Source organism: Streptomyces sp. NPDC027185, from assembly GCF_055567035.1.
On the sequence record NZ_JBVHRF010000007.1, the window covers coordinates 178964 to 205685 of the forward strand.

Genomic DNA, 26722 nt, shown 5'->3' on the forward strand with positions numbered 1-26722 from the left:
GCCCGCCACGAATGATCAACTACCGTTCCGGCGCCCAGACTTCAGCGCCCGCCGCCCCTTGTCAACGCCGTCCCGCACCACCGCGCGACGCCCCCGCGTCCCCGGCAACCACCGCCGCCCGCCCCGCCGTCGCACACCTTTTCCCCACCCTCACCCCTCCTCCTCCCCTCTGCGCCTGACGCCCCGATTTGCGGCATCTTGGGGCTAGACTCCGGCCTGCGGACGCGGCCCGTCCGCACACCGCCGCCACCAGCCAGGGATGGACCTGTGACACAACAGCCGGGAACCGAGCCCTACGACGTCCTGGTCATCGGCGGATCGGGGGTGGACACCGTCGTACGGGTCCCCACCCTGCCGGTCCCCGCCGCCGACTCCGTACCGGTCCCGCCGGTCCGGGAGTACGCGGGCCACACCGGGACCGGCGTCGCGCTGGGCTGCGCCGCGCTCGGACTGCGCACCGGATTCGTGGACTTCATCGGCGACGATCCGCAGGGCGCGCTGATCCGGGAGCGGCTGGCCGGCAGCGGCGTCGACTTCCGGCCGCTGATCTCCCCGCACGGCACCCGCCGTTCGGTGAACCTCGTCGCCCCGGACGGCCGCCGCACCTCCCTCCACGACGCCCGCGACCCGCTCGATCTGCGGATGCCGCCCGAGCACTACCTCCCCGCGCTGCGCCGCGCCCGCCACGTCCACCTGTCGGTCACCCACTTCGCACGGTTCCTGTACGACGACATCGCCGCGCTGGGACTGCCGGTCTCCACGGACCTGCACGACTGGGACGGACTCACCTGCCACCACAAGGAGTTCGCGTACCGCTCCGACCTGGTGTTCCTGAGCACCGCCGGGGCGGGTGAGCGCATCGGTTCGGTGATGCGGGAGATCCTGCGGGAGGGCCGGGCGTCCGCGGTGATCGCGACGGCGGGCGCCGGGGGCGCGTATCTGCTCACCCCGGAGGACCGCACCCCGCGCCATGTCCCAGCGGCCGTACCGCCCGGCCCTGTCGTGGACAGCAACGGTGCCGGCTCCGCGTTCACCAGCGGATTCCTCCACGGGCACCTCGCCGGGCTGGAGTTCGGCCAGTGCGCGCGCCGGGGCGCGCTCGCGGGCGCGCACGCCTGCGCCGCCCCGGGGACGCAGACCGTGCCCCTGGACGCGGCGGTGTTGGCGTCGGCCGGCGGGCAGCCGCAAAGCGGGGCGGCGGACACCGTCCCGGTCTGAGCCCGGCGCCCCGCCCGGCCGCCGCGGGCTTCAGTCCTTCCGGCCCACCGCCCCGTAGAAGATGGTGTTGTTCAGCTCCTCGGCGCTCGGGATCTCGCCGTCCGGACGCCACAGGGGGACGCGGACGACGCCGGGCTCCAGCAGGGTGAACGGGCCGAGGAGTTCGGTGATCCGGGCCCGGGAGCGGACGGTGAGGGGCGCGGTGGCGTTCTTGTAGACGTTGACGACGCCGTCGCGGGCGGTGGCGTCGACACGGCCGCCGGGGAACTCCTCGTAGGGCTCGTCGGTGGCGTGCGAGAGCACCAGGTGGCTGCCGGCGGGCAGCGCGTCGGCGAGGGCGGCCACGATGCCCGCCGGGTCCTCCTCCTCCCGGACGAAGTGCAGCACCGCGAGGAGCAGGACGGCCACCGGCCGGTCGAGGTCGATGAGGCGCCGCACGGTCGGGTGCGCCAGGACCGCCGGGATGTCGCGGACGTCGCCGAGGACGAAGCCGGTGCGGTCGGTGTCGGTGAGCCGCGCCCCGGCGTGGGTGGCCACGATGGGGTCGTTGTCGACGTAGACGACCCGGGTGTCCGGGGCGGTCGCGCGGGCCACCTCGTGGGTGTTGGGCGAGGTGGGGATGCCGGTGCCGAGGTCGAGGATCTGGCGGATGCCGCCGTCGACCAGGGTGCCCACCGCGCGTCCGAGGAAGGCGCGGTTGGCGCGGGCGCTGAGCCGGACCTGCGGATGCACCTCGATGACGCGGTCCGCGGCGATCCGGTCGACCTCGTAGTTGTCGCGGCCGCCGAGGTAGTAGTCGTACATCCGGGCCGGGTGCGGGGTACCGGTGTCGATCTCGTCGGCGCGGAAGCCGCCGTGGCCGGTGCCGTCGGGCAGCGGCGGGCTCAGCGGCCCCTGGGCGATCTCCGGGTCCCTCATGCCGTCCTCCGTTCGGGGTGGCGGTGCGGTCCGCCGGTGAGCAGGAAGTCGGCGTGCCCGGCCTTGGCGCCCTCGATGAAGCTGACGATCTCGTGGTGGGTGTAGATCAGCGCGGGGCCGTCGGGGTCGGTGGACTGGCGCAGTGCGACGCGGCCGTCGCCCAGCCGCATCGCCTCGACGCATTCGCCGCCGTTGCCGCCGCTCCACGGCTTGTGCCAGCCGTCGGTGCCCAGTTCCTTGGCGGGCATGCCGTTGTAGATGCGTATGCGATCCATGGTTCAGATCTCCTTGCGAAAGCCACCCAGGATGCCCTCGGTGGCGTGTGCCGGTGCGGCCTGCGCGCACATCCGGTCGAGGGCCTCCAGGAACTGCGAGACGTCGTTGCGCTGGTCGAAGTACTGCGCCCCGACGAGGCTCTCCGCGTACGCGATGTCCGGCAGCTCCGGAATCGGGAAGCGGAAGATGTGGAACGGCCCGTACATCGCGGGGTGCGGGCCCGCGGCGAACGGGATGATCTGCAGCCGGACGTTGGGCAGTGCGGTGGCCTCCGCGAGGCGGCCGAGCTGATCGCGCATGACGCGCGGGTCGTCGCCGATCGGGCGGCGGAGCACGGTTTCGTCCATGACCACCCAGAGCGTCGGCGCGTTCTCTCGGGTGAGCAGGGACTGCCGCTCCATGCGCAGGGCGACGGTGCGGTCGATGTCGTCGTCGGCGGCGTGCGGCATCCCGGCGCGCAGCACCGCCCGCGCGTACTCCTCGGTCTGCAGCAGCCCGGGGACGTAGGCGGGCTGGTAGCCGCGGATGAGGGTGGCCTCGCTCTCCAGGCTGACGTAGGCGCTGAACCAGTCGGGCAGCACGTCGCGGAAGCGGTGCCACCAGCCGGGACGGTTGGCCTCACGGGCCAGCCGGACGAAGCCCTCGACCTCGGTGGCATCGGTGACACCGTAGGTGGCCAGCAGTTTCTCCACGTACGGGATCTTGAGGCCGACCTCGGCCTTCTCCATCCGCCGTACCGTCGCGTGGGTGACGTCGAGGGCCTCGGCGGCCTGCTCGAAGGAGAGACCGGCTCTCTCGCGCAGATCCTGCAACCGCTTCCCGAGCACCACCCGCAGGACGGTCGGCGCCCCGCCCGACCGTGCTTCCACCACGTCCGATCCCTTCTGCCTGCTTCCGGGCAGCAGTGTGTCATGCCGTCAGTTACGCGAACAGACTGCATAATCCGATTCTGTAATTTGCAGATTGATCCTTGCCATCGATCACCGGCATCGCACATAGTTGCGTAGTGGCTTCCTCCAGCAACGCCCCCTCGTTGGCGCTCCGCGGCCCCGCCGCCGGGCGCCGGGACGCGTTCCACCTGCCGGCCCGCCGCACCTCCGTCCCCGAGGCGCGGCGGCGTGTCACCGCGCTCCTGCACGCGTGGGGCACCGGCCAACCCGTCTGCGACGACGTGGAGTTGGTGGTCTGCGAGCTGTTCACCAACGCCGTACGGCACACCGCCAGCGAGCGGGTCGGCTGCGAGCTGTCCCTGCACGCCGGGCACGTACGGATAGCCGTCACGGACGAGGGCGGTGCCGGCGCGCCGGCGCCGCGGGCCCGCCCGGACAGCGGGGACCAGGAGTGCGGCCGCGGCCTCTTCCTGGTCGGCGCGCTCTCCCGGAGCTGGGGCACCCGTGACGGCGCGCACGGCGGCCGGACGGTGTGGGCCGAGGTCGCCCGCGAGAGCGCCACCCGCTGACTCCGGGCGGCGCAGGCCCGGACACGGCGACGGCCCCGGATCCCTGCACGGGATTCCGGGGCCGTCGCGCCGCGCCTACAGCGGCAGCAGATCCGGGCGCTTGGGTTCGACGTGGTCGCCGGAGGACTCGCCACGCAGCCGGCGGCCGATCCAGGGCACGAGGTGTTCGCGCGCCCAGTGGATGTTGTCGCGGCGCGCGTCGGCGGCCGACCGCTCCGCCTCCGGGGGCCACGGCTGGTCCGGGTCGGCCGGGACCGTCAGGCCCAGCACCTGACCGGCGCGGAGCGCGACCCGGGTGTGACCGTCGGCGGACAGGTGCAGCCGGTCGTCGCTCCAGGCACGCCGGTCCTGGACGGACTTCAGCGACCAGAGGTCGAGGACCGGGCAGCCGTGCCGGTCGGCGATGGCGCGGACATGTGCGGTGTACGTGGCGATCTTGCCGCGCAGATGCTTGAGCACGGGGATGCCGCGGGTGTCGAAGCCGGTGCAGAGCAGGACCGTGCCGACGGTCTCGCGCAGGTCCGCGACGGCCGCCTCGTACCGCTCGGCGACGTCGTCCGGGTCGGAGCCGGGCCGCAGGATGTCGTTACCGCCCGCGCAGAAGGTCACCAGCTCCGGGGCCAGCTCCTTGGCGCGGGGCACCTGCTCCTCGACGATCTGGTCCAGGAGCCGGCCGCGGACCGCGAGGTTGGCGTAGCGGAACTCGCCCTCCGCGCGCTGGTCCGACAGCAGGACCGCGAGGCGGTCCGCCCAACCGATGTACGCCCCGTCACGACCCGGATCCCCGACTCCCTCGGTGAAGCTGTCCCCGACGGCTGCGTACGACCCGATGGCGCGCACGGCGCCGCTGCTGATGTTTTTCGAATCGTCTCCCACGTCAGGACATACTTCACCGTGAGAAGTGACCTACGCCACCGTAACCAGGGGTTGACGAGGGGTGATTAATACCACCCGGTCAAATTCTTTCCAAGTTGGAATAGGGAGCGGTCACGTGGTGTCACCGAGTGACACCTGTCCGTTCCGGAAGCGGGCGCGTCCGGACCCGGAGGTGGCACTTCCCACCATGGTTGCCTGCGGCATCCGTGTCGTATCGTCGGGAACGGCCACGTCTCGCCGGCGACCGCGCCGGCGGCCGAACCGAGGAGCGCCCGTGACGCAGACGCCGCAGGTCCCACCGGCCGATTCCCCTCTCGTGGAGGTCCGCAACTTCCGCGACGTGGGCGGATTGCCGACCGTGGACGGGCGGCGGGTGCGGACGGGCCGGCTCTTCCGCAGCGGTCACCTCGCGCACGCCACCGAGGCGGACGCCGCCTTCCTCGCGGGCCTCGGCCTCCGCACCGTCTTCGACTTCCGCAACGCCGCGGACATCGCCCTCGAAGGCCCGGACGTCACCCTCCCCGGCGTACGGAACGTCAACATCCCGCTGACCGACCCGGCCGACGGCGCGGAGTTCTGGACGATGGTCCGCGACGGTGAGCTGGAGCAGCTGCGGCGCATCCTCGGTGACGGCAAGGCCGCCGCCCGGATGGCGAAGAGCTACCGCCACATCATCACCACCCGCACCGCCGACCACAGCCGGCTGCTGCACGCGCTCGCCGAGGACAGCACGCCCGCCCTGCTGCACTGCGCCGCGGGCAAGGACCGCGCCGGCCTCTCCGTCGCCGTGACGCTGCTCGCCGTCGGCGTCGAGCAGGACGCCATCGAGGCCGACTACCTCAAGTCCGACGACCCGCACCGGCGCTACAAGATCCGCCGCTCGGACAACTCCCCCGCCGCCATGTCCCCCGAGGTCATGGAGCTGCTGGCGCCGCTGTTCGGCGCCGACACCGCCTACCTCACGGCCGCCTACGACGCGATCGCCGCGACCTGGGGCTCGACCGAGACCTACCTCACCGAGGGGCTGGGCCTGACCCCCGCCGTCCGCGAACGGCTGCGCGACCGGCTCCTGGAGGGCTGACCCCGCTCCGTATCCGGCCCTCACACCGACGGATACGGCTCGGGGTCGGTGACCCACCCGGCGACCGGCACCAGCCCGCTCGCCCGGTGCACCGCCAGAAAGCCGAACGGCCGCGTGAAGGCCGCCGCCACCAGCGGGGAGCGGCGCGGCGGCGGCAGCGCCATCCCCGCGGCCCGCATCCCGATCGCGGTGACCGCCGCCGCCCGGAAGCCGAGCGGCCCGAACGTCGCCGTCGCCGTCTGCCGCGCCGCGGACACCGCCAGCGGCCGCGCGGCGAGGCCCGGGAAGTGACCGGTGGACGCCGAGGCCGCGGCGCCGAGCCCGAACACCTCGGGCCACCGCAGCAGATCGTGGTCGGCGTCGACGGTGAAGCGCGCCGTGCTCAGCTCGGTCAGCGGACGGCCGTGGTGGGACGGGACCGAGGAGAGCGTGAGCCCCGGCCCGTCCCCGTCGGCCCCCGGCGCCACCGGATACGTCCCCGCCAGCGCGGCCACGCCGTGCGCCAGCACCGCGCCGCCCGGCAGCCGTTCCGGGCCGAGCAGCAGATGGACGTCGGTGCCTGCCGTGCCCGTGACCCGCGCCTCGGTGAGCGGGCCGTCGGGGGTGGTGTGCACCCGCAGCTCCGTCCCGTCCTCGGTCCGGCGGTACAGCTCGGCGAGGGTCCGCCCGGCCCACGGGCCGTCGGCGGGGCGCAGCGGACGCCCGGCGAACGGCGTCTGCCAGGTGGTGCGCAGCAGCAGCGCGCTCGCCAGGACCAGCAGCGTGCCGGGGCCCGTCGCCACCGGCATCCGTTCGATCAGTCCGCCGGTGCCGCGGCGCGCCCAGGCGTCCAGCGCGGCGCGGTCGGCCGCCGCGTCGCCGGTCAGTTCGCCGAGGGCGCCCTCCGGCAGCCGCGCCCGCCACTTCGGCCGCAGCTCGGCGGAGCGGGCCGCCCACACCCCGGCGGCCGCCGCCGCGCCGTCCATCGCGTCCACCGTGGCGAGCAGCGCGCGGGCCTCGTCCATCGCGTGCTCGGGCGCGGTGCCGAGGGCGGTGGCGAGTTCGGCGCGGGCCCGCCCCGCGGCCGGGGTGGCGAGCAGGGCGAGCAGCGGCCAGACCCCGGCGGCGGCCAGGACGGTGCCCCGCTCCCCCACCGCGGCCCGTGCCCAGCGGGCCGTCATCGCGTTGACGGCCCGCACCGTGGCCTCACCGGTCGTCGGTGTCATGCCTCCCCCTCCCGTCAGCGGTGGGCGACCGCCTGTTTGACCAGTGTCCGGCCGAAGTCCCACAGCAGCCCGGAGCCCGCGTGGGCCTCGTCCATGACGGCGGTGAACGCGTCGACGAACCGGTCCACCTCCCGCTCGCCGATGATCAGCGGCGGGATCAGCTTGATGACCTCCAGGTGATCACCGGAGACCTGGGTGAGGATCCGGTGGCGCTGCAGCAGCGGCACCACGACCATCTGCGCGAACAGGCCCTTACGGGCCGCCTGGAGCATCGTCCAGCGGCCGCGCAGCCCCAGCGATCTCGGGCGGCCGAACTCGATGCCGATCATCAGGCCGCGGCCGCGCACCTCGTGCAGCAGCTCGTACCGGTCGGTGAGCGCGGCCAGCCGGGTACGCAGCAGATCGCCGGTGCGCCGGGCACGGGCGACGAGCTCCTCGTCCTCCAGCACGGTGAGGACCGCCAGGCCCGCCGCCATCGCCTGGGCGTTGGCGCCGAAGCTGGCGGAGTGCACCAGCACCCGGTCCATGGAGGAGTAGACCTTCTTGAAGATCCAGTCCTTGCCGAGCGTCGCGCCGACGGGGACGTAACCGCCGGAGAGCGTCTTGGCGACGCAGACCAGGTCCGGCTCGACGCCCGCCTCGTGCTGGTACGCGAAGAAGTCGCCGGTGCGGCCGAGGCCGGTCTGCACCTCGTCGGCGATCAGCAGCGCCTTGTGGCGGTGGAGCAGTTCCTGGGCGGCGGCGAGGAAGCCGGGCGGCGCCGGGAGCACGCCCTTGCCCTGGATCGGCTCGACGACCAGGGCCGCCACGTCCCCGCGGCGCAGTTCGCGCTCCAGGGCCGGCAGGTCGCCGAGCGGGACGGCGGTGTCCGGCAGCAGCGGGGCGAAGCCGTCGCGGAAGCCGTCCTCGCCGTTGACCGACAGGGCGCCCGTCGTCAGGCCGTGGAAGGCGTGGTCGCAGTAGAGGACGCGGGGCCGGCCGGTGGCGTAGCGGGCGAACTTCAGGGCCGTCTCGACCGCTTCGGCGCCGCTGTTGCCGAAGAAGACCCGGTCCAGGTGGGGCGCGTGGGCCAGCAGCTTCTCGGCGAGCAGTCCGGGCAGCGGCTGGCAGTCGAAGCGGGTGAGGTCGGCCAGCTGCGCGTCGAGGACGTCGTGCAGCGCCTGCCGGACGACCGGATGGTGGCGGCCCAGCCCCATCACCCCGAACCCGGCGAGCATGTCGAGGTAGTCCTGCCCGTCGGCGTCCCAGAAGTACGCGCCCTCGGCCCGCTCGTAGACCTTGTCGAAGCCGAGGGTGTGCAGCATTCGCGGCAGCTGGTGGTTGAGATGGCGGCTGTGCAGGTCGTAGCGTTCGCCGCCGCGCTCGGCGAGCAGTGCGCCGAGATCGAAACCGGTCACCGGTGGCTCCCCTCGCCGCCGCGCGCTCCCGCCCCGTACGGCCCGGGAGGCGTGTGGCCCCCGGGCCGTAGCGGCGCGGCCGGACGGCTCAGTCACGGTTGCTCGCGACGGTCTCGCGGGCCGCGCGCAGCGACTCCTTGAGCGACCCCATGGTGGCGAGCACCGCGGTCGGCTCGTAGCCGCAGTGCGCCATGCAGTTGGCGCACCGCGGGTCCTTGCCGCGGCCGTACTTCTCCCAGTCGGTCTCCTCGATCAGCTCCCGGTACGTGGGGACGTAGCCGTCGCTCATCAGGTAGCAGGGGCGCTGCCAGCCGAAGAGGGAGTAGTTGGGGATCGCCCAGGCGGTGCACGGGAAGTCCGCCTTGCCCTCCAGGAAGTCGAGGAAGAGCGGACTGTGGTTGAGGCGCCAGCGTCGGCGGTTGCCCCCGGCGAACGCCTTCTTGAACAGCTCCCGGGTCTGCTCGACGCCGAGGAAGTGCTCCTGGTCGGGCGCCTTCTCGTAGGCGTAGGCGGGCGACAGCATCATCTCGTCGACCTGGAGGTCGTCGTTGAGGAAGTTCAGCACCTCGATGATGGTCTGCGGGGTGTCGGTGTTGAAGAAGGTGGAGTTGGTGGTGGTGCGGAAGCCGCGCCGCTTGGCCTCCTTGATCGCGGCGACCGCCTCGTCGAAGACGCCCTCCTTCGCGACGGACTCGTCGTGGCGCTCGCGCATACCGTCGATGTGCACCGCGAAGGCGAAGTACCGCGAGGGCGTGAACTTCTCCAGCTTCTTGCGGAGCAGCATCGCGTTGGTGCAGAGGAAGACGTATTTCCGCTTGGCCACCAACTGCCGGACGATCTCGTCGATCTGAGGGTGCATCAGCGGTTCACCGCCGGCGATGGAGACCATCGGGGCGCCCGATTCCAGCACCGCCCCCACCGCCTGGGCCACCGGCATCCGCTGTTTGAGGACGCCCGCCGGGTGCTGGATCTTCCCGCACCCCTCGCATTTGAGATTGCAGGCGAACAGCGGTTCCAATTCGACGATCAGCGGAAACTTGTCGCGCTTCCGCAGTTTCTGTTCAAGGAGATAGGTCCCGACCCGGACGGACTGGCGGAGCGGCATGGCCATCTGGCTCACCTCCAGGGGAGCAGCAAAGAACGGTGCCATTCGTAGAACACAGGAAGGACTGACCGCAGGACGCGGAAGGCCGATATTCCTCCGCGCAGGGTCGCCAGGCGCAGCAGTTCATGTTCTGGAGCGTCCACGACCACCCGGACGGCCGCAACCGGGCGGTCGCCCGCCGCCCGCGCCGCCCGCAGCGTCGCGGCGGACTCCATGTCCACCGCGACCGCGCCCGCGGCGTGCAGCGCCGCCCGCTCCGCACCGCGTACCACGTGGTCACTGCCCTGCAGCAGCCCGGTGTGGACGGTCAGCCCGCGCGAGCGCAGCGCCTCGGCCAGCGGGCCGCCGTGACAGGTCACGTCGGATGCGTCCGGTCGGTGGTCGCGGGTCCGCTCGGCGACCACCACGTCGCCGGGGCGCATGCCCGGGGCGAGCCCGGCGCAGAAGCCGCTGGCGATCACAGGGGAGTGCGCGGTGGGCGCGCCCGGGGCGAGCGCCCGCGCCATGGCGCGTTCGGCGGCGTGCGGCCCCATGCCGGTACGGAGCGTGACCCGCGCGGGCGCGCCCGCGCCGCGGCCCCCGCCGCGCAGCGCGCACCGCTCGATGCCGAGCGCACAGGCGATCAGCAGCGGCGGTCCGCCGTCCGGCGGGGGCCGTCGGGGCATCAGACCCCCAGGGACGCGGGCGCCGGTCCGCCGCCCAGGTAGCGGCCCAGCGCCGTCAGCGGGAAGACCTGGCGGTAGAGGTGGTAGTTGATGGAGAAGTCCCAGGGGAAGCCGGTGCCGGTGAAGTACGGCTCGTCCCAGGAACCGTCCTCCCGCTGGGTGCCGACCAGCCAGGCCACACCGCGCCGGACGGCCTCGCTCTCCCGCTCCCCGGCGGCCAGCAGCGCCATCAGCGCCCAGGCGGTCTGCGAGGCGGTGGAGGCGCCGCGGCCCGCCCACGCCTCCTTGTCCTGGTACGAGCGCTGGTCCTCGCCCCAGCCGCCGTCGGTGTTCTGCACCCGCTCCAGCCAGGCGACGGCGCGCCGGATCGCCGGGTGCGAGGCGGGCAGCCCCGCCGCGGCGAGCGCGGGCACCACCGAGCCGGTGCCGTAGAGGTAGTTGGTGCCCCAGCGGCCGAACCAGGCGCCGCTCGGCTCCTGCTCCGCCAGCAGCCAGGCCAGGCCCCGGCGGGCACGCGGATGACCGGCGCGGCCCAGGTCGGCGAGCATCTCGACGACATGGGCGGTGACGTCCGCCGACGGCGGGTCGATGACCTCGCCGAAGTCGCAGAACGGCAGGCGGTTGGGGAACGGGCTGGTGTTGTCGGCGTCGAACGCGCCCCACGCGCCGTTCTTCGACTGCATCCCGGCGCTCCACCGCGCCCCGCGCGCGATGGCCTCCTCGATCCGCCGCGGGTCCGGGTGGACGACGCGGCGCAGGGCGAGGACCACCTCGGCGGTGTCGTCGATGTCCGGGTAGTTGTCGTTCTCGAACTCGAAGCCCCAGCCGCCGGAGGGAAGGTGCGGGCGGCGGACCGTCCAGTCGCCGGGGCGGTCGATCTGTTCGGCGAGCATCCAGTCCGCGGCCTTGACCAGTTGCGGGTGGTCGGCGGGCAGTCCGGCGTCGGCGAGGGCGATGGTGGCCAGGCAGGTGTCCCAGACCGGCGACTGGCACGCCTCGATCATCCGGGAGCCGTCCTCACGCCACACGGCGAAGCGGTCCAGGGAGGCCAGGCCCGCCTTGAGGACCGGGTGCTCCAGGTCGTAGCCGAGCAGGTGCAGGGCGATGACGGAGTAGACGGCGGGCGGCTGGATGCCTCCCCAGCAGCCGTCGTTCTCCTGGCGTTCGATGATCCAGCGGGCCGCGGAGCGCATCGCGGCGGCGCGCACCGGGCGGACGGCGACCTTGCGGTAGAGGTGCAGCGCCTTGTCCAGACGCTGGAAGAGGCCGTCCCAGCTGGTGGCCGGCGCGAGCGGGCGCGGCGGGTTGGGGACGGCCGGATCGGTGTGCAGCTCGTCGACGGCGAACGGCGCGGGCCGCACCGGGCGCTCGGCCGAGACGATGGTGAGCGGCACGATCGTCTGCCGCGCCCAGCACCCGAAGTCGTAGATGTTGAGCGGGAACCACTTCGGGAGGTGGATCAGCTCCGGGGGGAGTTCGGGGAGGTCGTCCCACTTCCACCAGCCGAAGAGGGCCAGCCAGATGCGGGTGAAGACGCGGGTGGCGGCGATACCGCCCGCCTCACGGACCCAGGTGGCGGCGCGCGCCATGTGCGGGGCGTCGGGGGCGTCCCCGGCGAGCCGCAGGGCGACGTACGCCTCGACGGTGGCGGAGAGATCGCCGGGCCCGCCGTGGAAGGTGGCCCAGGTGCCGTCCTCGCCCTGCCGGCCGCGGATGTGGCGGGCGGCGGCGTCGGTGGTGTGCGCGTCCCGGATGCCGAGGAACTGGCGGAGCATCAGGTCCTCGGCGTCCATGGTGACGTTGGTCTCCAGGTCGCCCTTCCACCATCCGGCGGGGTCCTGGACGGAGAGGAGGTACGCGGTGGCGCGCTCCGTGGCGCGCCGGGCCCGCTGTGCGATGCCCGCCGGGTCTTCGGTGCGGTCGGCGGCATCACCGGCCGAGGGGGCCCGGGGCGGCAGGGCCCCGGTGCTTCCGTCGGTCGTCGCTGTCATGGCTTCCCCTTCTGCAGTGAACTGTGAAGCGTGCTCAGGGATTCCGTCGGCCGGCGCCCGGCTGGCACCGGCCGGCGACTGCGATCAGTTCGTGTCGATAGTGCTCATCTCTGTCGGACGACGACGAAGTCCGCGAGCGCGACGAGCTGCGCGCGGACCTTCTGGGGCATCTCGATCTCGTCGAGCGCGGCGATCGCGGTGGCGTGCTGGCGGCGGGCCTCCTCGGAGGTCCACGCCCGGCCGCCGGCCTCCTCGATGAGCGCCGCGCGGGAGGCGAACTCCTCCTCGGTGAAGTCGGCGATCTCGTCCTCGGTCTTCTTCGCGTCCGCCGCCAGGATCTCGGCGAGGCGGCGCGAGGCCGGGCCGCCGTCGGCCAGCGCGGCGACGACCGGCAGCGACTTCTTGCGCTGGCGCAGGTCGCTCCAGGTCTGCTTGCCGGTGGACCCCGGGTCGCCCCAGATACCGAGCAGGTCGTCGATCGCCTGGAAGGCGAGGCCGAGGTGGTAGCCGTACTTCTCCAGGGTGTCGGCGGTGTGGTCGTCGGCGCCGCCGAGCACCGCGCCGATGGAGACCGCGCAGGCCAGCAGCGCGCCGGTCTTGTTGCCCTCCATCTCCAGGCACTCCGCGACGGTGACCCGCTCCCGGTGCTCGTACGAGATGTCCTGCGCCTGGCCGTCGATCAGCTTGCGGGTGGCGGTGGTCAGCCGGCGGGTGGCGCGGCCCGCCTCGACGGTGCCCAGCTCCAGCAGGAGTTCGTTGGCGAGGGCGAAGAGCGCGTCGCCGACCAGGATCGCCTGGGCGGGGCCGTGCACCTTCCAGACCGTGTCGCGGTGGCGGCGCTGCTCGTCGCCGTCCATCAGGTCGTCGTGGAGCAGCGAGAAGTTGTGCACCAGCTCGACGGCGACCGCGCCGGGGATGCCGACCTCCGGTGCCGCGCCCGCGACCTCGGCGGACAGCAGGGAGAGCGCGGGGCGTACCGCCTTGCCGCCGTCGCCCGCCGAGGGGTGGCCCGCGGCGTCGATCCACCCGAAGTGGTAGGCGGCGACGGTGTCCATGGGAGGAGCGAGTCTGTCCACGGCGGCACGCAGCACGGGAGTGGCGAGCGTGCGCCCGCGCTCCAGCAGCGCGGTGACGCTCTCGGTGTCGATAGCTGGGGAAGCCGGGTTCACGGTTTCTCCTCTGTTTCCGATGCTCGTGCTCATGCGAGCGCTGGTGCTCGTTGTCATGCTGCCTCCCGGGGCAGCCGGCCCTGGGGGAAGCCGAGGTCGGTGAGCGCGTGGCGCGCGGCCGCGTGGCCGCTGCGGACAGCGCCTTCCATGGTCGCGGGCCACCCGGTGGCGGTCCACGCACCGGCCAGGAACAGGCCGGGAGTACGGGTACGGGCGGCGGGGCGGAGCCTGCCGACGCCCGGGGTGGGCGCGAACGTCGCGGTGCGTTCGCGGGTGACGAAGAAGTCGCGGACGCGGGCGCCGCGCGCCGCGGGCAGCAGCCGCTCCAGCTCCGGCAGGTAGCGGTCGCGCAGCTTGGCGACCGGCTCCCCGATGTCCTGCTGCGCGGCCGACTGCGACACCGCGAGGTACTGGCAGCCCGCGCCCTCGGGCAGCTTTGCGAGCCCGGAGGTGTCGGTGCGGTCGAAGACCCACTGGACGGGCGAGCCGATGGCCGCGAAGAACGGTCGGCGCAGCACCTTGCGGTCGTAGACGACGTGGAGGTTGAGGATCGGCGCGGTGCCGATGCCGAGCAGCCGGTCCTGGTCGTCGAGGGTCCCCTCGGGCAGCAGGGCGTGGGTCTCGCGCTGCGGCAGGGCCGTGACGACCGTCCCGGCGTCGAGCGCCGCATCGGCGTCCGGGCCGTCCGTGACGGTGACCCGCCAGCCGGACTCCGTACGGGTGAGGCCGGTGGCGCGGGTGCGCAGCAGGACGCGGACCCCGGCCTTCTCCAGAGCGGTACGGGCGAGGGTGTCGTGGACGTCGCCGAGCGGGACGCGGGCCCAGCCGATGTCGGCGGCGCCGGGCGCGGAGAGCAGCCCGGTCCTGAAGACCTTGGCGGCGAGGCCGAGGGAGGCGTCGGGCGCGACGGCGTTGAGGGTGGCAACGCCGACGAGGTCCCACAGCGCCTCGACGGTACGGGCCGACTGGCCGTGACGCCGCAGCCAGCTGCCGAAGTCGACGGCGTCGAGCGCCGGGTCGTCCGGGTCGAGCCCCTTGAGCGCGAGGGTGGCGCGGACCACCGCGGCGCGCTCGGCGAGGGAGAGGTGCGGGTAGCGGGCGAGGCTGCCGGCGAGGTGCAGCGGGACGGGGAGCGCGGTGCGCCGCAGCCGGCCGAGACGCATCCGGTCGGCGTCGAGGACGGGGACGTCCATCCGGTCCTGGAGCGGCACCAGGCCGGTGGCGCCGAGCCGCTCCAGGAAGGCGCTGTAGGCGGTGCAGCAGCGCAGGAAGACGTGCTGGCCGTTGTCGACGCTCAGCTCACCGCCGCCGAACTCGCGGCGGAAGGAGAAGACCAGCCCGCCCAGCCGCGGCCGGCCCTCGACGAGGGTGACGGACAGCCCGGCGTCGGCGAGCGCCAGCGCGGCGGCCGTACCGGCCAGTCCGCCGCCGATCACCACCGCACCGTTCCCGGGCCCTGTTCCGGCCGTCATACGTCCTCCTCCGCTGCCGCCCTCGGGGACGCGGTGCGCGCCGGGAGGGTTGTCCCGGGGGCCGCGGGCACCGGGCGGCCGGTGGTGCGGGGGCCCATCAGCGCCTCCCGGCGGTGCGGCGGCCCACCGCGCGCGCGTCCAGCCCGGACAGTCCGCGCACCGCGACGAACGCCTTCTCCCGGCCCGGCAGCGACACCCGGCCGCGGAGCACGGCCTCCGGGTCGTCGGCGATCCGGGTCAGCAGCCGGTGGTAGATCCCGGCCATCGCCGCGACGCAGGCGCCGCTGCGGCGGTCGAGCATCGGCAGCAGCCGGAAACCCTCGGCGAAGAGGGCGCGGGCGCGTTCGGCCTCGAAGTGCACCAGCCCGGCGAAGTCGGCGCCGGGCGGCGCCACGGGCGCGTCGAACCCGGCCGAGCAGCCGAACGCGGCGAGGTCGTCGGAGGGCAGGTAGGTGCGGCCGTTGGCGGCGTCCTCGCGGACGTCGCGCAGGATGTTGGTGAGCTGGAGGGCGAGGCCGAGGGTGTCGGCGTACTCGGGGGCGCGGGCGGCGTCCGGCGTGCCGGGCACCGTGCCGAACACGCCGAGCGAGAGCCGGCCGATCGCCCCGGCGACGCAGCGGCAGTAGAGCTTCAGCTCGTCCCATGTGCGGTAGGTCTCGCCGCGGACGTCCATCAGGACGCCGTCGATCAGTTCGTCGAGCCCGCCCAGCGGCAGCGGGAAGCGGCGGGCGGCGTCGGCGAGGGCGACGGCCACCGGATCGGTGTCGTCCTCCTCGACCGCGCCGTCCTTGACCCGGGCCAGCAGCGCCCGGGTGTCCTCCAGCCGGACCCGCTTGGCCTCCGGCTCCAGGGAGCCGTCGCCGATGTCGTCGACGCGGCGGGAGAAGGCGTAGAGCGCCGACATGGCCTGTCGCTTGGCGACCGGCAGCAGCCGGATGCCGTAGGCGAAGTTCCGTGCCTGATGCCCGGTGACGGCCTCGCAGTAGCGGTACGCGGCGAGCACCGGCGCGGATGTCTGTGCGGTTTCCTCCACGGTCCGACTCACCCCTCTCTTCGCAATGTCGCCCCCACCGCGCGCAGCAGGCTGAGCTTGGTCGGCCTGGGCGGTCCGGGGAGTACGTCGTGGCCGGCGTCGGCGATGGCCCGCAGCGCGGCGCGCCCGCCGCCGACGAAACCGGCCAGCAGCAGCCGCAGCCGGCCGTGCACGCTGTGCACCAGGGGCGCTCCGGCGTCCAGCAGCCGCGCGGCGCGGTCCGCCTCGTGGGCGATGAGCGCGCGCACGGCGGGCGAGGCGTGCGGCGCGGCCAGGTCCGCCTCGGTGACACCGAAACGCCGCCGGGTCTCCTCGGGGAGGTAGATCCGGTCGCGGGCCAGGTCCTCGGCGACGTCCTGGAGGTGTTCGACGATCTGCAGCGCGGTGCAGATCTCGTCGGAGCGCCGGACGCGCTCGGGGCTGGTGGTGCCGGTGATGCCCAGCACGAGACGGCCGACGGGGTTGGCGGACAGCTCGCAGTACGCGTCGAGGTCCGCGGCGGTCGCGTAGCGCGAGACCCGCTGGTCCTGGCGGTTGGCCTCGATCAGGCCGAGGAAGGGCCCGGGGGTCAGCCCGCAGCGGCGCACGGTCGGGCCGAGCCGGCGCAGCAGCGGGTGGCGGGGGCCGGGGGCGCGGTCGCTGAAGACGCGGTGCAGGTCCGCCTCCAGGGCGTCGAGCAGCGCGAGGCGGTCGTCGGCCTGCGCGCGCTCCAGCCCGAGGAGGACGGCGTCGCCGCCGCCGGGGGCGAGGTCACCGTCGCCGATGTCGTCGACCAGCCGGGCGTAGCCGTAGACCGCCATCAGGTCACCGCGCCAGGCGCGGGGCAGGAAGAAGGGCGCGACCGGGAAGTTCTCGTGGGCGGCCTGGTCGAGGACGGCGCGCGAGGGGTCGTCCACCGGCCGGCCTGCGGGGGCCTGGGCCGTTTCTCGGCTCACCGAAGTCTGCCCGGCGCGTTTCGGAGCCGGAGCGGTCCAGTAGCCATTGCCGTCACGTCTCCCGTTCTACACCGCCAAGCTAAAACATCCCATTTCGGACACGCTATGCCCGAAGGGACCGTTCGATGCTCAGAAATGGCGAGCATTGCCCGACTTATACCACTTATTCTGATCAGTACCCGTACAGCTTACGCCGTAGATCTTCACGGCGGGTAACCGGGTCCGGGGCCCCGGGCCCACGTCCGGCTCAACGCCGCGCGGGGCCCAACCGTTATGGGAACGGCCGGAGTTGACCGGCCCGTGACGGCCCCGGGCCCCCGCGAAAGCGCTCGCGGGGGCCCGGGGCCGTCAGGCGGACTACTTGCCCGACTCCTTTTCGTACGCCTTGATGACCTCGTCGGTCGGGCCGTCCATCAGCAGCTCGCCCTTCTCCAGCCACAGCACACGGTCGCAGGTGTCCCTGATCGACTTGTTGTTGTGGCTGACCAGGAAGACCGTACCGGCCTCCTTGCGCAGCTCGCGGATGCGAGCCTCGGAGCGCTTTTGGAACTTGCGGTCGCCGGTGGCCAGCGCCTCGTCGATCATCAGCACGTCGTGGTCCTTCGCCGCGGCGATGGAGAACCGCAGGCGGGCCGCCATGCCGGAGGAGTACGTCCGCATCGGCAGGGAGATGAAGTCGCCCTTCTCGTTGATGCCCGAGAAGTCGACGATGCCCTGGTAGCGCTCGCGGATCTGGTCGCGGGACATGCCCATCGCCAGCCCGCCCAGCACCACGTTCTTCTCGCCGGTCAGGTCGTTCATCAGCGCGGCGTTCACGCCCAGCAGCGAGGGCTGGCCGTCGGTGTAGACCTTGCCGCGCTCGGCCGGGAGGAGACCGGCGATGGCCCGCAGCAGCGTCGACTTGCCGGAGCCGTTGGAGCCGATCAGCCCGATGGCCTCACCGCGGTACGCGGTGAAGGTGACGCCCCGCACCGCGTGGACCTCCCGGACGCTGCCGCCCGGCTTGCGGCGGATGATGCGGTTGAGCGCCGCGGTGGCACTGCCCTTGCCGCTGCTGCCGCCGTAGACGCGGTAGACGATGTGCAGATCGTCGGCGATCACGGTGGGGGTGGCCGGGGCCGCCTGCGCGGTGGCCCCGGTGTCCTGCTGCTGCTCAGCCACGGCCGTAACGCTCCTCAGCCTTCCAGAAGTACACGAAGCCCGCGGCGCCGACGAGCAGCGCCCAGCCGAGAGCCAGCGCCCAGACGTGCGGCGGCAGGTCCGCGTGGTTGAAGCCGTGACCCATCAGCGAGTACCGCATCAGGTCGATGTAGACCGACGCCGGGTTCGACGCCAGCAGATCGACCAGCCACTCGGGGGCGTGCTTGCCCCGCAGCTGCTCGGTCAGGTTGTACATGACACCGGACGCGTACATCCACGTCCGCATGATGAACGGCAGCAGCTGCGCCAGGTCCGGGGTCTTCGCACCGGCGCGCGCCATGATCATGGCCAGGCCGGTGTTGAAGACGTACTGGAGTACGAGTGTGGGGAAGACCAGCAGCCACGACAGCGACGGGTAGTGACCGAACCCGAGCAACACGATGACCAGCACGATCATCGAGAACAGCAGCTGCTGGAGCTGCTGGAGCGCGAACGAGATCGGCAGCGAGGCGCGCGGGAAGTGCAGCGCGCGCACCAGTCCGAGGTTGCCGGAGATCGCCCGGACACCGGCCATCGCCGAGCTCTGGGTGAAGGTGAAGACGAAGACACCGGTCACCAGGAACGGGATGTAGACGTCGTTCGTCATGCTGCCCCGGCCGCCCATGAGCAGACCGAAGATGAAGTAGTACACCAGCGCGTTGAGCAGCGGCGTCGCCACCTGCCACACCTGGCCCAGCTTCGCCTGGCTGTACTGCGCGGTCAGCTTGGCGCTGGAGAAGGCGGCGATGAAGTGGCGCCGGTTCCACAGCTGCCGTACGTATTCGAACAGGCCGGGCCGGGCACCGCTCTGCGACAGCCCGTACTTCTGGGCCAGCTGGGCAGGGGTGAGCCCGTCGTCGGGGGATGGCGGGGCACTCATGGCGACCGCACTGTCGTGCGTGGTCTCGCTCACAGTTGACACTTTCGTCCTCAAGGTGCGCTGCCGGGGCCACGCCCCGGCTCGCGCCTGATGCTCTCAGATATTGAGCTTGTCAGATGACGGGAGGGCGACCCAGCCGGGTCAGGCGCCACACGGTACGCCACTTCATGGGACGCCTGGGGCCGCAGGGGGTCGTCCAGCCCTCCTTGAAACCCGCCAGCCAGACGCGCAGCGCCGGCAGCGAGGGACGCCGGGCCAGCGTCAGCAGGAACCAGACACCGAGATAGACCGGAACCAGCAGGGCGGGCAGATTCCGCCGGGCCAGCCAGACACGGTTGCGGGCCACCATCCGGTGGTAGACCGCGTGCCGGCTCGGCGCCATCGTCGGGTGGAGCAGCAGCATGTCCGCGCGGTAGTCGACCAGCCAGCCCGCATCCAGCGCGCGCCAGGCCAGGTCGGTCTCCTCGTGCGCGTAGAAGAAGTCGTCGGGCAAGCCGCCGACCTGCGCGAACACCGCGGTGCGGGCCGCGTTGGCGCCGCCGAGGAAGGTGGTCACGCGCGAGGAGCGCATCGGGTCGGAGGCGCGCAGCCGCGGGACGTGGCGGCGCTGGGTCTCACCGGTGTCCGGGTCGGCGATCCGGAAGCTGATGATGCCCAGCTTCTCGTCCGCCGCGAACGCCTCACGGCACAGCTCGGCGGTGTCCGGCCGGGCCAGCAGTCCGTCGTCGTCGAGGAAGAGCAGGATGTCGACGTCGGTGCCGCCGGGGCCGAACGCCTCGATGCCGACGTTGCGGCCCGCCGGGATACCGACGTTCTCCGGCAGCTCGACGGTGCGCACGGTGAGGCCGGGGACGTCCAGCTCGGGCAGGGGTGAGCCGTTGCCGACCACCACCACCTCGACCGGGTCGCCCTTCTGCCCGGCGACCGAGTCCAGCAGCGCGCGCAGCTCCTCGGGGCGGTTGCCCATGGTGAGGATCACCGCGCCGACCGTCATCTTCTGAGGGGTCTTCGTCACTTGAGCCTGCTGGAAGCGAGGATGGACACGAGGTGGAGCAGCGTCTGGAGGAGCGCGATACCGGCGAGCACCGCGACGCCCAGGCGCGAGAAGAACAGATCGCCCCGGACGGCGTCCACGATCGCGAGGAGAAGGATCAGCAAGGACGCCTCGACGCCGAGGACCAGCCGGTGGAACTTGAGCGCCGCGGCCGCCTTGCGGGCCAGCGCCATACCGGAGGAGCGCGGCTCGGCCGCCGACTCCTTGACCGGCGGCAGTCCCTGCTGGTGCCGGGCGACGCCGACGAGGTCCGTCTCCGCCTTGATCAGGATCGCGCCGAGCGCAGCGAGGGTGCCGAGGAAGGCCCACAGCCAGTCGATGCGGCCGGTGCCCCACAGGTCGGCGGCGCGCAGACCGAAGCCGACCAGGACCGCGGCGTCGCACAGGTAGGCGGCGACGCGGTCCAGGTAGACACCGGACATCGAGTACTGCTTCTTCCAGCGGGCGATCTCACCGTCGACACAGTCGAACAGCAGATACAGCTGGACCATCACCACGCCGAGCACGGCGCCCCAGATCCCCGGCACCAGCAGGGCCGGGGCGGCGAGGGCACCGGCGACGGTCATCACGTAGGTCAGCTGGTTGGGCGTGACCTTCGTGTTCACCAGGTGGCGGTCGATGCGGAGGGAGACCTCGCGCATGTAGAGCCGGCCGGCCCAGTGCTCGCCGCTCCGCCGGTCCTTCACGCCCGGAGGGTGAACGACCGGCCGGAGCTCAGCTACGGATGGTTTTGGCATAGTCGGCGTATGCGTCCCTGATCTCGTCGGTGGACAGGTCCAGGTGCTCCAGGATGGTGTACCGGCCCGGCCGGGTCTTCGGGGCGAACTCGACGACCTGGACGAACTCCTCGTCCGTGAAGCCGATCTCACCCGGCGTGACCGGCAGGCCGTGCCGTTGGAGCGCCTCGACCATCAGCGAGGACGTCTCCGCGTCCCCGCGCAGGTGCGTGGCGAACGCGGCGCCGAGGCCGCACTGCTCGCCGTGGCTCGCCGCCCGCTTGGGGAAGAGGATGTCGAAGCCGTGGTTGATCTCGTGGCAGGCGCCGGAGGCCGGCCGGCTGTCGCCCGCGACGGACATCGAGATACCGGTGAGGACCAGGCCCTCGGCCAGCACCTGGAGGAAGTTGTCGTCGCCGACGCCGCCGGGGTGGCGCAGCACCGCCTCACCGGCCTGGCGCGCCATCGCGGCGGCCAGCCCGTCTATCGCCTCGCCGTTCTCCTGGTGGGCCAGCTCCCAGTCCGCGACCGCGGAGATGTTGGAGATGGCGTCACCGATACCGGAGCGGACGAAGCGGACGGGCGCCTCGCGGATGATGTCGAGGTCGATGACGACGGCGATCGGGTTGGGCACCCCGTAGGAGCCGCGGCCCGCGTCGTTGTCGAGGGTGGCGACCGGCGAGCACAGGCCGTCGTGCGACAGGTTGGTCGCGACGGCGACGAGCGGCAGTCCGATCCGCGCCGCGGCGTACTTGGCGCAGTCGATGATCTTGCCGCCGCCGAGGCCCACGACGGCGTCGTAGTGGCCCTTCTTCATGGCGTCGCCGAGCTTGATCGCGTCGTCGAGCGTGCCGCCGCCGACCTCGTACCAGTCCGCGCCGGGCAGCGCGGGGGCCAGCCGCTCCCGCAGCCGGGCGCCCGAACCGCCCGAGATGGCGATCGCGAGCTTCCCGGATGCGGAGATGCGCTGATCGGCCAGCAGGCCCGCCAGGTCGTCCAGGGCGCCGGCGCTGATGTCGACGACGACCGGGGACGGAATGAGGCGGGTCAGTACTGGCATGCGATCTCACGGCCCTTCGCGAGGTCGTCGTGGTTGTCGATCTCGACCCACTTGACGTCGCCGATGGGGGCCACGTCGACCTGGAAGCCGCGGTTGACCAGCTCCTGGTAGCCGTCCTCGTAGTAGAGGTCGGGGTCGCGCTCGAAGGTGGTCTTCAGGGCGTCGGCCAGCTCGTCGGCGGCGGAGCCCTCGATGAGGGTGACGCCGATGTACTCGCCGGTCGCCTCGGCCGGGTCCATCAGCTTGGTGATCTTCTGGACGCCCTTGGCCGGGTCGGCGACGACCTTCATCTCCTCGTCGGCGAGCTGCTTGACGGTGTCCAGCGCGAGGATGATCTTCTGGCCGTTGCCGCGGGCGGCGAGCAGCGTCTTCTCGACGGAGACCGGGTGCACGGTGTCGCCGTTGGCGAGGATCACATCGTGCTTGATGGCGTCACGGCCGCACCACAGGGAGTAGGCGTTGTTCCACTCCTCGGCCTTGTCGTTGTCGATGAGCGTCAGCTTGAGGCCGTACTTGGCCTCCAGGGCGGCCTTGCGCTCGTAGACGGCTTCCTTCTTGTAGCCGACGATGATCGCGACCTCGGTCAGGCCGATCTCGGCGAAGTTGCCGAGCGTCAGGTCCAGGATGGTCGTGTCCCCATCAACCGGCACCAGCGCCTTGGGCAGGGTGTCGGTGTAGGGGCGCAGACGCCGTCCGGCGCCGGCGGCCAGCACGAGGCCGATCATGCGGGTTCTCCTTCATCGTGAACGGCGGGTGCGCCGGTCTTCGCGGCACGCACCCAGAAGCGGATGCTCTCGACGAGCACCAGCAGACCCAGCGCGCCGGCGAGCACCGCGAGCGCGAGGGGGAAATCCGAGGGGGACAGCGCGGCGGCCAGGACGGTGACGACGAGGATGCGTCCCTCGCTGCCGCCTGCCGCCCGCACCAGCCACCGCGGCGGCGCGCCGCTGCCGCCGCGGATGCGGTAGACCGCGTCGTAGTGATGGTAGGCGACCGCCGCGACCAGGCCGAACGCCGCCGGCAGCGCGCCGTGCGCCCCGCTGCGGGCGGCGAGCACGAGGATCGTGACGTACTCGGCGGCGCGCAGGAACGGCGGCACCAGCCAGTCCAGGGCGCCCTTGAGCGGGCGGGCCACGGCGGCGCCGGTCAGCAGCGCGGCGCAGCAGGCGAGACCGACGGTGAGCCAGGAGGCCGGGTCGTCCTCGAAGACCACCGCGACCAGCAGGACGGCGGCGGCGAGGAAGGCCATGACCGGGGCGAGGAACGAGCCGGTGCGGCCCCGGCCGCGCATCGGGCGGGCGATCAGTTCGGCGAGCGCGCCGGTGTCGGCGAGGTCGGCCAGCGCGCGGGCGGCGCGGTCGGTGCGCCGGGCCCGGCGGGTCAGCGAGCGCAGGACGCGCCCGGCGGTGGTATAGCAGGCGGCCAGCGCACAGCCGATCAGCAGGACATAGAAGACGATGCGGGGCGTGGTGCAGGCGGTGAGGACGGCGATCAGCGCCCAGCGTTCACCGATCGGCAGCACGATCATGCGGCGCGCCCAGACCGTCCAGCCGACGCTGTCGAGCCGGTCGGAGAGGGCCGCGGTGGGGCTGGTGTTGGCCGTCGCGTCGTGGTTGGCCTCGTTGAACGAGAAGTCGACGACGTGCCGGCAGGTCTGGAGGATCATCGCGCCGACGGCCAACGCCCATACATCATCATGGCCACCGCCGCGGGCGGCGCCGAGCGCGAGGCCGGCGTAGTAGGCGTACTCCTTGGCCCGGTCGAAGGTGGCGTCGAGCCAGGCGCCCATCGTCGAGTACTGCAGGGAGTAACGGGCGAGCTGCCCGTCGGTGCAGTCGAGGACGAAGGAGAGGAGGAGCAGCACACCGGCGGCGACGAAACCGCCGCGGGTGCCGGTGGCCGCGCAGCCCGCCGCGATCAGCGCGGTGAGCAGCGAGGCGGTGGTGACCTGGTTCGGGGTCAGGCCGCGCCGGGCGCACCAGCGGGCGAGGTAGCGGGAGTACGGGCTGATGCAGTGCGTGGTGAAGAACCCGTCGCGGGACTTGACCGCGCTGCGCAGCCGCACCGCCTCCTCGTCGACCGCGGCGACGGCCTCCCGGGCCTCCTCGCGAGCGGCCGGGGTGAGCGGGACGGCGGCGACCAGGCTGCCGGGCTCGATGCGCGTCAGGCCGACGTCGGCGCGTTCCAGGGCGTCGGTCAGGGTGCCGGTGAGGACGTCGGTGAGGTGGGCGCTGCCGGCGCCGACCGGGATGCGGGTGGCGGCGCGGTCCAGCGCGGCGCGGGCCGCGGGCTGCACGGTGAGCGCGCCGTCGACGGCGGCGGCCGGGAAGCGGGGGTCGGTGAGCGCCAGGCGCAGGGTGTGCCGGTGGCCGACGAAGCGGGGGTCCACGACGGCGATCCGCTCATGGGCGGGGGCCGCGGCGATCAGCTCGGCCGCGGACGCGGGGTCCTGCGCCGTACGGATGTCGAAGCCCAGCGCGCGCAGATCGCCTTCGAGCGGCGACCCGGCGACCGGCGGACCGGTGAGGATGGCGGTCGACAGACGAACTCACTCCTTGAATGCTGACAAGGCCGCGCCGGCCGGTCCGCATTCGGCACGAACTACCCGGGCAGTGGGCGCGGCACACCTCGCCCCAGGGGGCCGGTGGCACGTCGGCAGAGGCTATCGGATGCGGGTTGCGGCCGTTCACCGCGGATTCACCGCACGATCGGGTGACCGACGGCTGCGCCTGCCGCGATCATCATGGTGGATCGGGTGGCGCCGGAACAACTGGCGGCCGGGGCGACGGCACGTTGCGGCGCCGGTTATGCGGGGGCTGGTCACAGGTGGTGCGGGTTGATCCGTGACGCGTCCGGCACCCCGCCGGGGCCGCACGGATGTCCTGGTCGGGGAGGCGCGGGGCCCGCGCGGGGGTGTGGACCTTCTCACGGGCCGGGCGGCGCCCGACGCGGGCGGGGCGCCGCCGGGCGCGCGGCGCGGCGGCGTTCCGGGAGGGCGGAAGCGGGTACGCGCCGCCGCGTGCCGCCGAGGCCGTGACGGGGACGGCGGTGGGGCAGACTTGGCGTCGAAGACCGACGACAAGGATGGGCATGCCGATCACACCTGCCAACGGACAGACCGCCGAACTCGCGGCGGTGAACGCACCGGGCGGCGACGCCGCGCCGATCATGCTGGAGCTGGTCGACGAGGACGGCACGACGATCGGCACGGCGGAGAAGCTCGCCGCCCATCAGGCCCCCGGGCAGCTGCACCGCGCGTTCTCGGTCTTCCTCTTCGACGAGCAGGGGCGGCTGCTGCTCCAGCGCCGGGCACTGGGCAAGTACCACTCCCCCGGTGTGTGGTCCAACACCTGCTGCGGTCACCCGTACCCGGGCGAGAAGCCGTTCGCTGCCGCCGCGCGCCGGACGGCGGAGGAGCTGGGGCTGGCGCCGTCGCTGCTGGCCGAGGCGGGCACGGTGCGCTACAACCATCCGGATCCGGCGTCCGGGCTGGTGGAGCAGGAGTACAACCACCTCTTCGTCGGGCTGGTGCGCGAGACGCCCCGGCCGGATCCGGCGGAGATCGGGGAGATCGCGTTCGTGACGCCGGACGAGTTGGCGAAGCGGCACGCCGAGGGGCCGTTCTCCGCGTGGTTCATGACCGTGCTGGACGCGGTGCGTCCGGCGGTGCGGGAGCTGACGGGCTCGGCGGCGGGCTGGTAAGGGGCGCGGCGCCCGGCCGGGCCGCCAGCGGGAACTCCACCCAGATGATCTTGCCACCGCCGGGTGTCGGGGCGACGTCGCAGACGCCCCCGGCCTCGGCGGTGACCGTCTTGACCAGCCACAGCCCCCGGCCCCCGAGATCGCTCTCGTCGGCTTCGAGCGCTTTCGGACAGTAGGGGTGGTTGTCCTCGACGGCGAGGCGCAGCCGCCCGCCGCCGAGGTCGACGCGTACCGCGATCTCGGGGGAGAAGAGGGCGGCGTGCTGGACGGCGTTGGTGACGAGTTCGGAGACGATTAGCAGCAGGCCGTCGTGGACGGCGGGGTCGAGGGGGACCCGCCGCTCGGTGAGCAGGTCCCGGACGGCGTGGCGGGCGAGCGGTACCGAGGCGACGTCGAGCGGGGCGGTGAAGCGCCAGGTGCCTTCGCAGGCGGGCGGCGCGGTCAGTTCCTCTGGGGGGCCGGCGGGTGGTCCGGGAGGCGTCCTCACAGGTCGAGTGTTGGGAATGCGCCGGTCCGGCCCGGCCAACTGAACACAAGTCAGCGCCAATCGACGACTTCTGACTGGTTCAGAGCGATTGGCTCATTCGGATGACCGGTCCTGGCGCTTTTCTTTCTTCGTCAGCGAACTCCACGGCGCGCCGGACGAACGTTCCGAGCCATTCGCCACGCCCTCTTCCCGCCGGGCCGTCCCGTCGTGCCGCCCCTCCTCGACCAGGCTGACGATCCGGCGTCCGCCGAATCCCATCGCGAAGAGCCCGAGCCCGTCGAAGAGCAGCGCGAGGGAGATGAAGACGCCCAGGACGTAGCGGCTGCTGTGCGGCCAGTCGCCGAGCACCAGGATGCCCAGCAACAGGTCGAAGGCGCCCTGCACCAGCGTCCAGCCGAACTGCGCGCCGCGTACCACCACGCCGCCGACCAGCCGGAACACGCCGCCGGTCAGGAAGAGCAGCGCGGCGAACATGGTCAGCGCCGCCGCGGCCACATCGGGACGGACGATCACCACGACGCCGGCGGCGAGGTTCAGCGCCGCCACGATGACCGCCAGCCAGACGAAGTGCGTCCCGCGTGACTGGAAGGCGTGCAGCAGCCCCACCGCGCCGCCGATCAGCAGCAGCCAGCCGAAGAGCAGCATCGAGGTGAGCGTGGCGAGTCCGGCGTAGACCAGGCCCACCGCGCCCGCGACGACGAGGACGACGCCGAGCGCCATCAGCCTGCCGAAGCCGCGGCCCAGCTCAGCGGAGCGCCGCTGCTCCGGCGTACGGTCCCGCGCGGATCTGCCGGTCATCGCCGCCTCCTCGAAAACCTGATTCGTCCCGGTATACCGCGTTTCG

Annotated in this window: 26 protein-coding genes; 4 read left to right on the forward strand and 22 right to left on the reverse strand. The window is 72.8% G+C overall.

Going from position 1 to position 26722, the window contains the following annotated elements; all coding sequences use genetic code 11:
* Positions 1 to 267: 267 nt before the first annotated feature.
* Positions 268 to 1218 (forward strand): carbohydrate kinase family protein, encoded by a 951-nt coding sequence (locus ACZ4M8_RS23265; RefSeq protein ID WP_467610256.1) that lies wholly within the window; start codon positions 268 to 270, stop codon positions 1216 to 1218.
* Between the two features lie 30 nt (positions 1219 to 1248).
* Here ACZ4M8_RS23265 and ACZ4M8_RS23270 read toward each other — a convergent pair whose 3' ends face one another.
* The 3 genes from ACZ4M8_RS23270 to ACZ4M8_RS23280 are packed head-to-tail and all read right to left on the reverse strand — an operon-like array spanning position 1249 to position 3284.
* Entirely contained in the window at positions 1249 to 2136 is an 888-nt protein-coding gene (locus ACZ4M8_RS23270) for an SAM-dependent methyltransferase (RefSeq protein ID WP_467610257.1), read from the reverse strand.
* On the reverse strand, positions 2133 to 2411 hold the full coding sequence (locus ACZ4M8_RS23275) for a DUF397 domain-containing protein (protein WP_399083370.1): 279 nt from the start codon (positions 2409 to 2411) through the stop codon (positions 2133 to 2135). Before ACZ4M8_RS23275 ends, ACZ4M8_RS23270 begins: the two co-directional genes overlap by 4 nt.
* Before the next feature lie 3 nt (positions 2412 to 2414).
* Positions 2415 to 3284 carry a helix-turn-helix domain-containing protein gene (locus ACZ4M8_RS23280; protein WP_467610259.1) on the reverse strand — a complete coding sequence of 290 codons (870 nt, stop codon included), beginning with the start codon at positions 3282 to 3284 and terminating at the stop codon, positions 2415 to 2417.
* Positions 3285 to 3418: 134 nt separating this feature from the next.
* Here ACZ4M8_RS23280 and ACZ4M8_RS23285 point away from each other — a divergent pair, with 134 nt between their 5' ends.
* A complete protein-coding gene (locus ACZ4M8_RS23285) occupies positions 3419 to 3871 on the forward strand; it encodes an ATP-binding protein (RefSeq protein ID WP_467610261.1) in 453 nt (150 codons plus the stop codon).
* Positions 3872 to 3946: 75 nt separating this feature from the next.
* Here ACZ4M8_RS23285 and ACZ4M8_RS23290 read toward each other — a convergent pair whose 3' ends face one another.
* Positions 3947 to 4747 (reverse strand): SGNH/GDSL hydrolase family protein, encoded by an 801-nt coding sequence (locus ACZ4M8_RS23290; RefSeq protein ID WP_467610263.1) that lies wholly within the window; start codon positions 4745 to 4747, stop codon positions 3947 to 3949.
* Between the two features lie 274 nt (positions 4748 to 5021).
* Between ACZ4M8_RS23290 and ACZ4M8_RS23295 the strand changes: the two genes are divergently transcribed.
* Entirely contained in the window at positions 5022 to 5828 is an 807-nt protein-coding gene (locus tag ACZ4M8_RS23295) for a tyrosine-protein phosphatase (protein ID WP_467610265.1), read from the forward strand.
* A 20-nt stretch (positions 5829 to 5848) separates the two neighbouring features.
* On the opposite strand, the gene ACZ4M8_RS23300 is transcribed toward ACZ4M8_RS23295, so the two are convergent.
* The 16 genes from ACZ4M8_RS23300 to ACZ4M8_RS23375 form a co-directional block, all read right to left on the reverse strand.
* Entirely contained in the window at positions 5849 to 7033 is a 1185-nt protein-coding gene (locus ACZ4M8_RS23300) for a serpin family protein (protein ID WP_467610266.1), read from the reverse strand.
* A 14-nt stretch (positions 7034 to 7047) separates the two neighbouring features.
* The gene (locus tag ACZ4M8_RS23305; RefSeq protein ID WP_467610268.1) at positions 7048 to 8430 is read right to left on the reverse strand and encodes an aspartate aminotransferase family protein; all 1383 of its coding nucleotides are present in this window, start codon (positions 8428 to 8430) and stop codon (positions 7048 to 7050) included.
* Between the two features lie 88 nt (positions 8431 to 8518).
* Positions 8519 to 9541 carry an adenosyl-hopene transferase HpnH gene (gene hpnH, locus ACZ4M8_RS23310; protein WP_467610269.1) on the reverse strand — a complete coding sequence of 341 codons (1023 nt, stop codon included), beginning with the start codon at positions 9539 to 9541 and terminating at the stop codon, positions 8519 to 8521.
* Positions 9542 to 9546: 5 nt separating this feature from the next.
* Entirely contained in the window at positions 9547 to 10200 is a 654-nt protein-coding gene (locus tag ACZ4M8_RS23315; RefSeq protein ID WP_467610271.1) for a phosphorylase family protein, read from the reverse strand.
* Positions 10200 to 12191: a squalene--hopene cyclase gene (gene shc / locus ACZ4M8_RS23320; RefSeq protein ID WP_467610272.1), complete on the reverse strand. Its 1992-nt coding sequence runs from the start codon at positions 12189 to 12191 to the stop codon at positions 10200 to 10202. Before shc ends, ACZ4M8_RS23315 begins: the two co-directional genes overlap by 1 nt.
* Before the next feature lie 104 nt (positions 12192 to 12295).
* Positions 12296 to 13393, reverse strand: a complete 1098-nt coding sequence (locus ACZ4M8_RS23325) for a polyprenyl synthetase family protein (RefSeq protein ID WP_467610274.1) — start codon at positions 13391 to 13393, stop codon at positions 12296 to 12298.
* A 20-nt stretch (positions 13394 to 13413) separates the two neighbouring features.
* On the reverse strand, positions 13414 to 14832 hold the full coding sequence (hpnE, locus tag ACZ4M8_RS23330; RefSeq protein ID WP_467610275.1) for a hydroxysqualene dehydroxylase HpnE: 1419 nt from the start codon (positions 14830 to 14832) through the stop codon (positions 13414 to 13416).
* 97 nt (positions 14833 to 14929) lie between these two features.
* Positions 14930 to 15877, reverse strand: a complete 948-nt coding sequence (gene hpnD, locus ACZ4M8_RS23335) for a presqualene diphosphate synthase HpnD (protein WP_467610278.1) — start codon at positions 15875 to 15877, stop codon at positions 14930 to 14932.
* A complete protein-coding gene (gene hpnC, locus ACZ4M8_RS23340; protein WP_467610279.1) occupies positions 15874 to 16800 on the reverse strand; it encodes a squalene synthase HpnC in 927 nt (308 codons plus the stop codon). Before hpnC ends, hpnD begins: the two co-directional genes overlap by 4 nt.
* A gap of 357 nt (positions 16801 to 17157) precedes the next feature.
* Positions 17158 to 17961 (reverse strand): ABC transporter ATP-binding protein, encoded by an 804-nt coding sequence (locus ACZ4M8_RS23345; protein WP_467610282.1) that lies wholly within the window; start codon positions 17959 to 17961, stop codon positions 17158 to 17160.
* A complete protein-coding gene (locus tag ACZ4M8_RS23350) occupies positions 17954 to 18892 on the reverse strand; it encodes an ABC transporter permease (protein WP_467610284.1) in 939 nt (312 codons plus the stop codon). The genes ACZ4M8_RS23345 and ACZ4M8_RS23350 overlap by 8 nt, the downstream gene beginning before the upstream one ends.
* Before the next feature lie 79 nt (positions 18893 to 18971).
* Positions 18972 to 19853 carry a glycosyltransferase family 2 protein gene (locus ACZ4M8_RS23355; RefSeq protein WP_467610610.1) on the reverse strand — a complete coding sequence of 294 codons (882 nt, stop codon included), beginning with the start codon at positions 19851 to 19853 and terminating at the stop codon, positions 18972 to 18974.
* Between the two features lie 17 nt (positions 19854 to 19870).
* Positions 19871 to 20650, reverse strand: a complete 780-nt coding sequence (locus ACZ4M8_RS23360; RefSeq protein ID WP_467610287.1) for a CDP-alcohol phosphatidyltransferase family protein — start codon at positions 20648 to 20650, stop codon at positions 19871 to 19873.
* Complete coding sequence (locus ACZ4M8_RS23365; protein ID WP_399083418.1) at positions 20628 to 21689, reverse strand: iron-containing alcohol dehydrogenase family protein; 1062 nt, start codon at positions 21687 to 21689, stop codon at positions 20628 to 20630. Before ACZ4M8_RS23365 ends, ACZ4M8_RS23360 begins: the two co-directional genes overlap by 23 nt.
* The gene (locus tag ACZ4M8_RS23370; RefSeq protein ID WP_467610289.1) at positions 21677 to 22414 is read right to left on the reverse strand and encodes a phosphocholine cytidylyltransferase family protein; all 738 of its coding nucleotides are present in this window, start codon (positions 22412 to 22414) and stop codon (positions 21677 to 21679) included. Before ACZ4M8_RS23370 ends, ACZ4M8_RS23365 begins: the two co-directional genes overlap by 13 nt.
* Complete coding sequence (locus ACZ4M8_RS23375; RefSeq protein WP_467610612.1) at positions 22411 to 24231, reverse strand: DUF5941 domain-containing protein; 1821 nt, start codon at positions 24229 to 24231, stop codon at positions 22411 to 22413. Before ACZ4M8_RS23375 ends, ACZ4M8_RS23370 begins: the two co-directional genes overlap by 4 nt.
* A gap of 548 nt (positions 24232 to 24779) precedes the next feature.
* Here ACZ4M8_RS23375 and idi point away from each other — a divergent pair.
* The gene (idi, locus tag ACZ4M8_RS23380) at positions 24780 to 25391 is read left to right on the forward strand and encodes an isopentenyl-diphosphate Delta-isomerase (RefSeq protein ID WP_467610291.1); all 612 of its coding nucleotides are present in this window, start codon (positions 24780 to 24782) and stop codon (positions 25389 to 25391) included.
* Here the strand turns inward: idi and ACZ4M8_RS23385 are convergent.
* Positions 25324 to 25878 carry an ATP-binding protein gene (locus ACZ4M8_RS23385; protein ID WP_467610294.1) on the reverse strand — a complete coding sequence of 185 codons (555 nt, stop codon included), beginning with the start codon at positions 25876 to 25878 and terminating at the stop codon, positions 25324 to 25326. The genes idi and ACZ4M8_RS23385 overlap by 68 nt on opposite strands.
* Positions 25879 to 25971: 93 nt before the next feature.
* Positions 25972 to 26676, reverse strand: coding sequence for an HdeD family acid-resistance protein (locus tag ACZ4M8_RS23390; RefSeq protein WP_467610297.1), 705 nt, complete (start codon positions 26674 to 26676; stop codon positions 25972 to 25974).
* Positions 26677 to 26722 lie beyond the last annotated feature (46 nt).

Coding starts and splice junctions, on each gene's coding strand:
- ACZ4M8_RS23270 (WP_467610257.1), bottom strand. CDS start 2,136: ATGAGGGACCCGGAGATCGCCCAGGGGCCGCTGAGCCCGCCGCTGCCC.
- ACZ4M8_RS23275 (WP_399083370.1), bottom strand. CDS start 2,411: ATGGATCGCATACGCATCTACAACGGCATGCCCGCCAAGGAACTGGGC.
- ACZ4M8_RS23300 (WP_467610266.1), bottom strand. CDS start 7,033: ATGACACCGACGACCGGTGAGGCCACGGTGCGGGCCGTCAACGCGATG.
- hpnH (WP_467610269.1), bottom strand. CDS start 9,541: ATGGCCATGCCGCTCCGCCAGTCCGTCCGGGTCGGGACCTATCTCCTT.
- ACZ4M8_RS23315 (WP_467610271.1), bottom strand. CDS start 10,200: ATGCCCCGACGGCCCCCGCCGGACGGCGGACCGCCGCTGCTGATCGCC.
- shc (WP_467610272.1), bottom strand. CDS start 12,191: ATGACAGCGACGACCGACGGAAGCACCGGGGCCCTGCCGCCCCGGGCC.
- ACZ4M8_RS23325 (WP_467610274.1), bottom strand. CDS start 13,393: ATGAGCACGAGCATCGGAAACAGAGGAGAAACCGTGAACCCGGCTTCC.
- hpnE (WP_467610275.1), bottom strand. CDS start 14,832: ATGACGGCCGGAACAGGGCCCGGGAACGGTGCGGTGGTGATCGGCGGC.
- ACZ4M8_RS23355 (WP_467610610.1), bottom strand. CDS start 19,853: ATGACGGTCGGCGCGGTGATCCTCACCATGGGCAACCGCCCCGAGGAG.
- ACZ4M8_RS23360 (WP_467610287.1), bottom strand. CDS start 20,650: ATGCCAAAACCATCCGTAGCTGAGCTCCGGCCGGTCGTTCACCCTCCG.
- ACZ4M8_RS23365 (WP_399083418.1), bottom strand. CDS start 21,689: ATGCCAGTACTGACCCGCCTCATTCCGTCCCCGGTCGTCGTCGACATC.
- ACZ4M8_RS23370 (WP_467610289.1), bottom strand. CDS start 22,414: ATGATCGGCCTCGTGCTGGCCGCCGGCGCCGGACGGCGTCTGCGCCCC.
- idi (WP_467610291.1), top strand. CDS start 24,780: ATGCCGATCACACCTGCCAACGGACAGACCGCCGAACTCGCGGCGGTG.
- ACZ4M8_RS23390 (WP_467610297.1), bottom strand. CDS start 26,676: ATGACCGGCAGATCCGCGCGGGACCGTACGCCGGAGCAGCGGCGCTCC.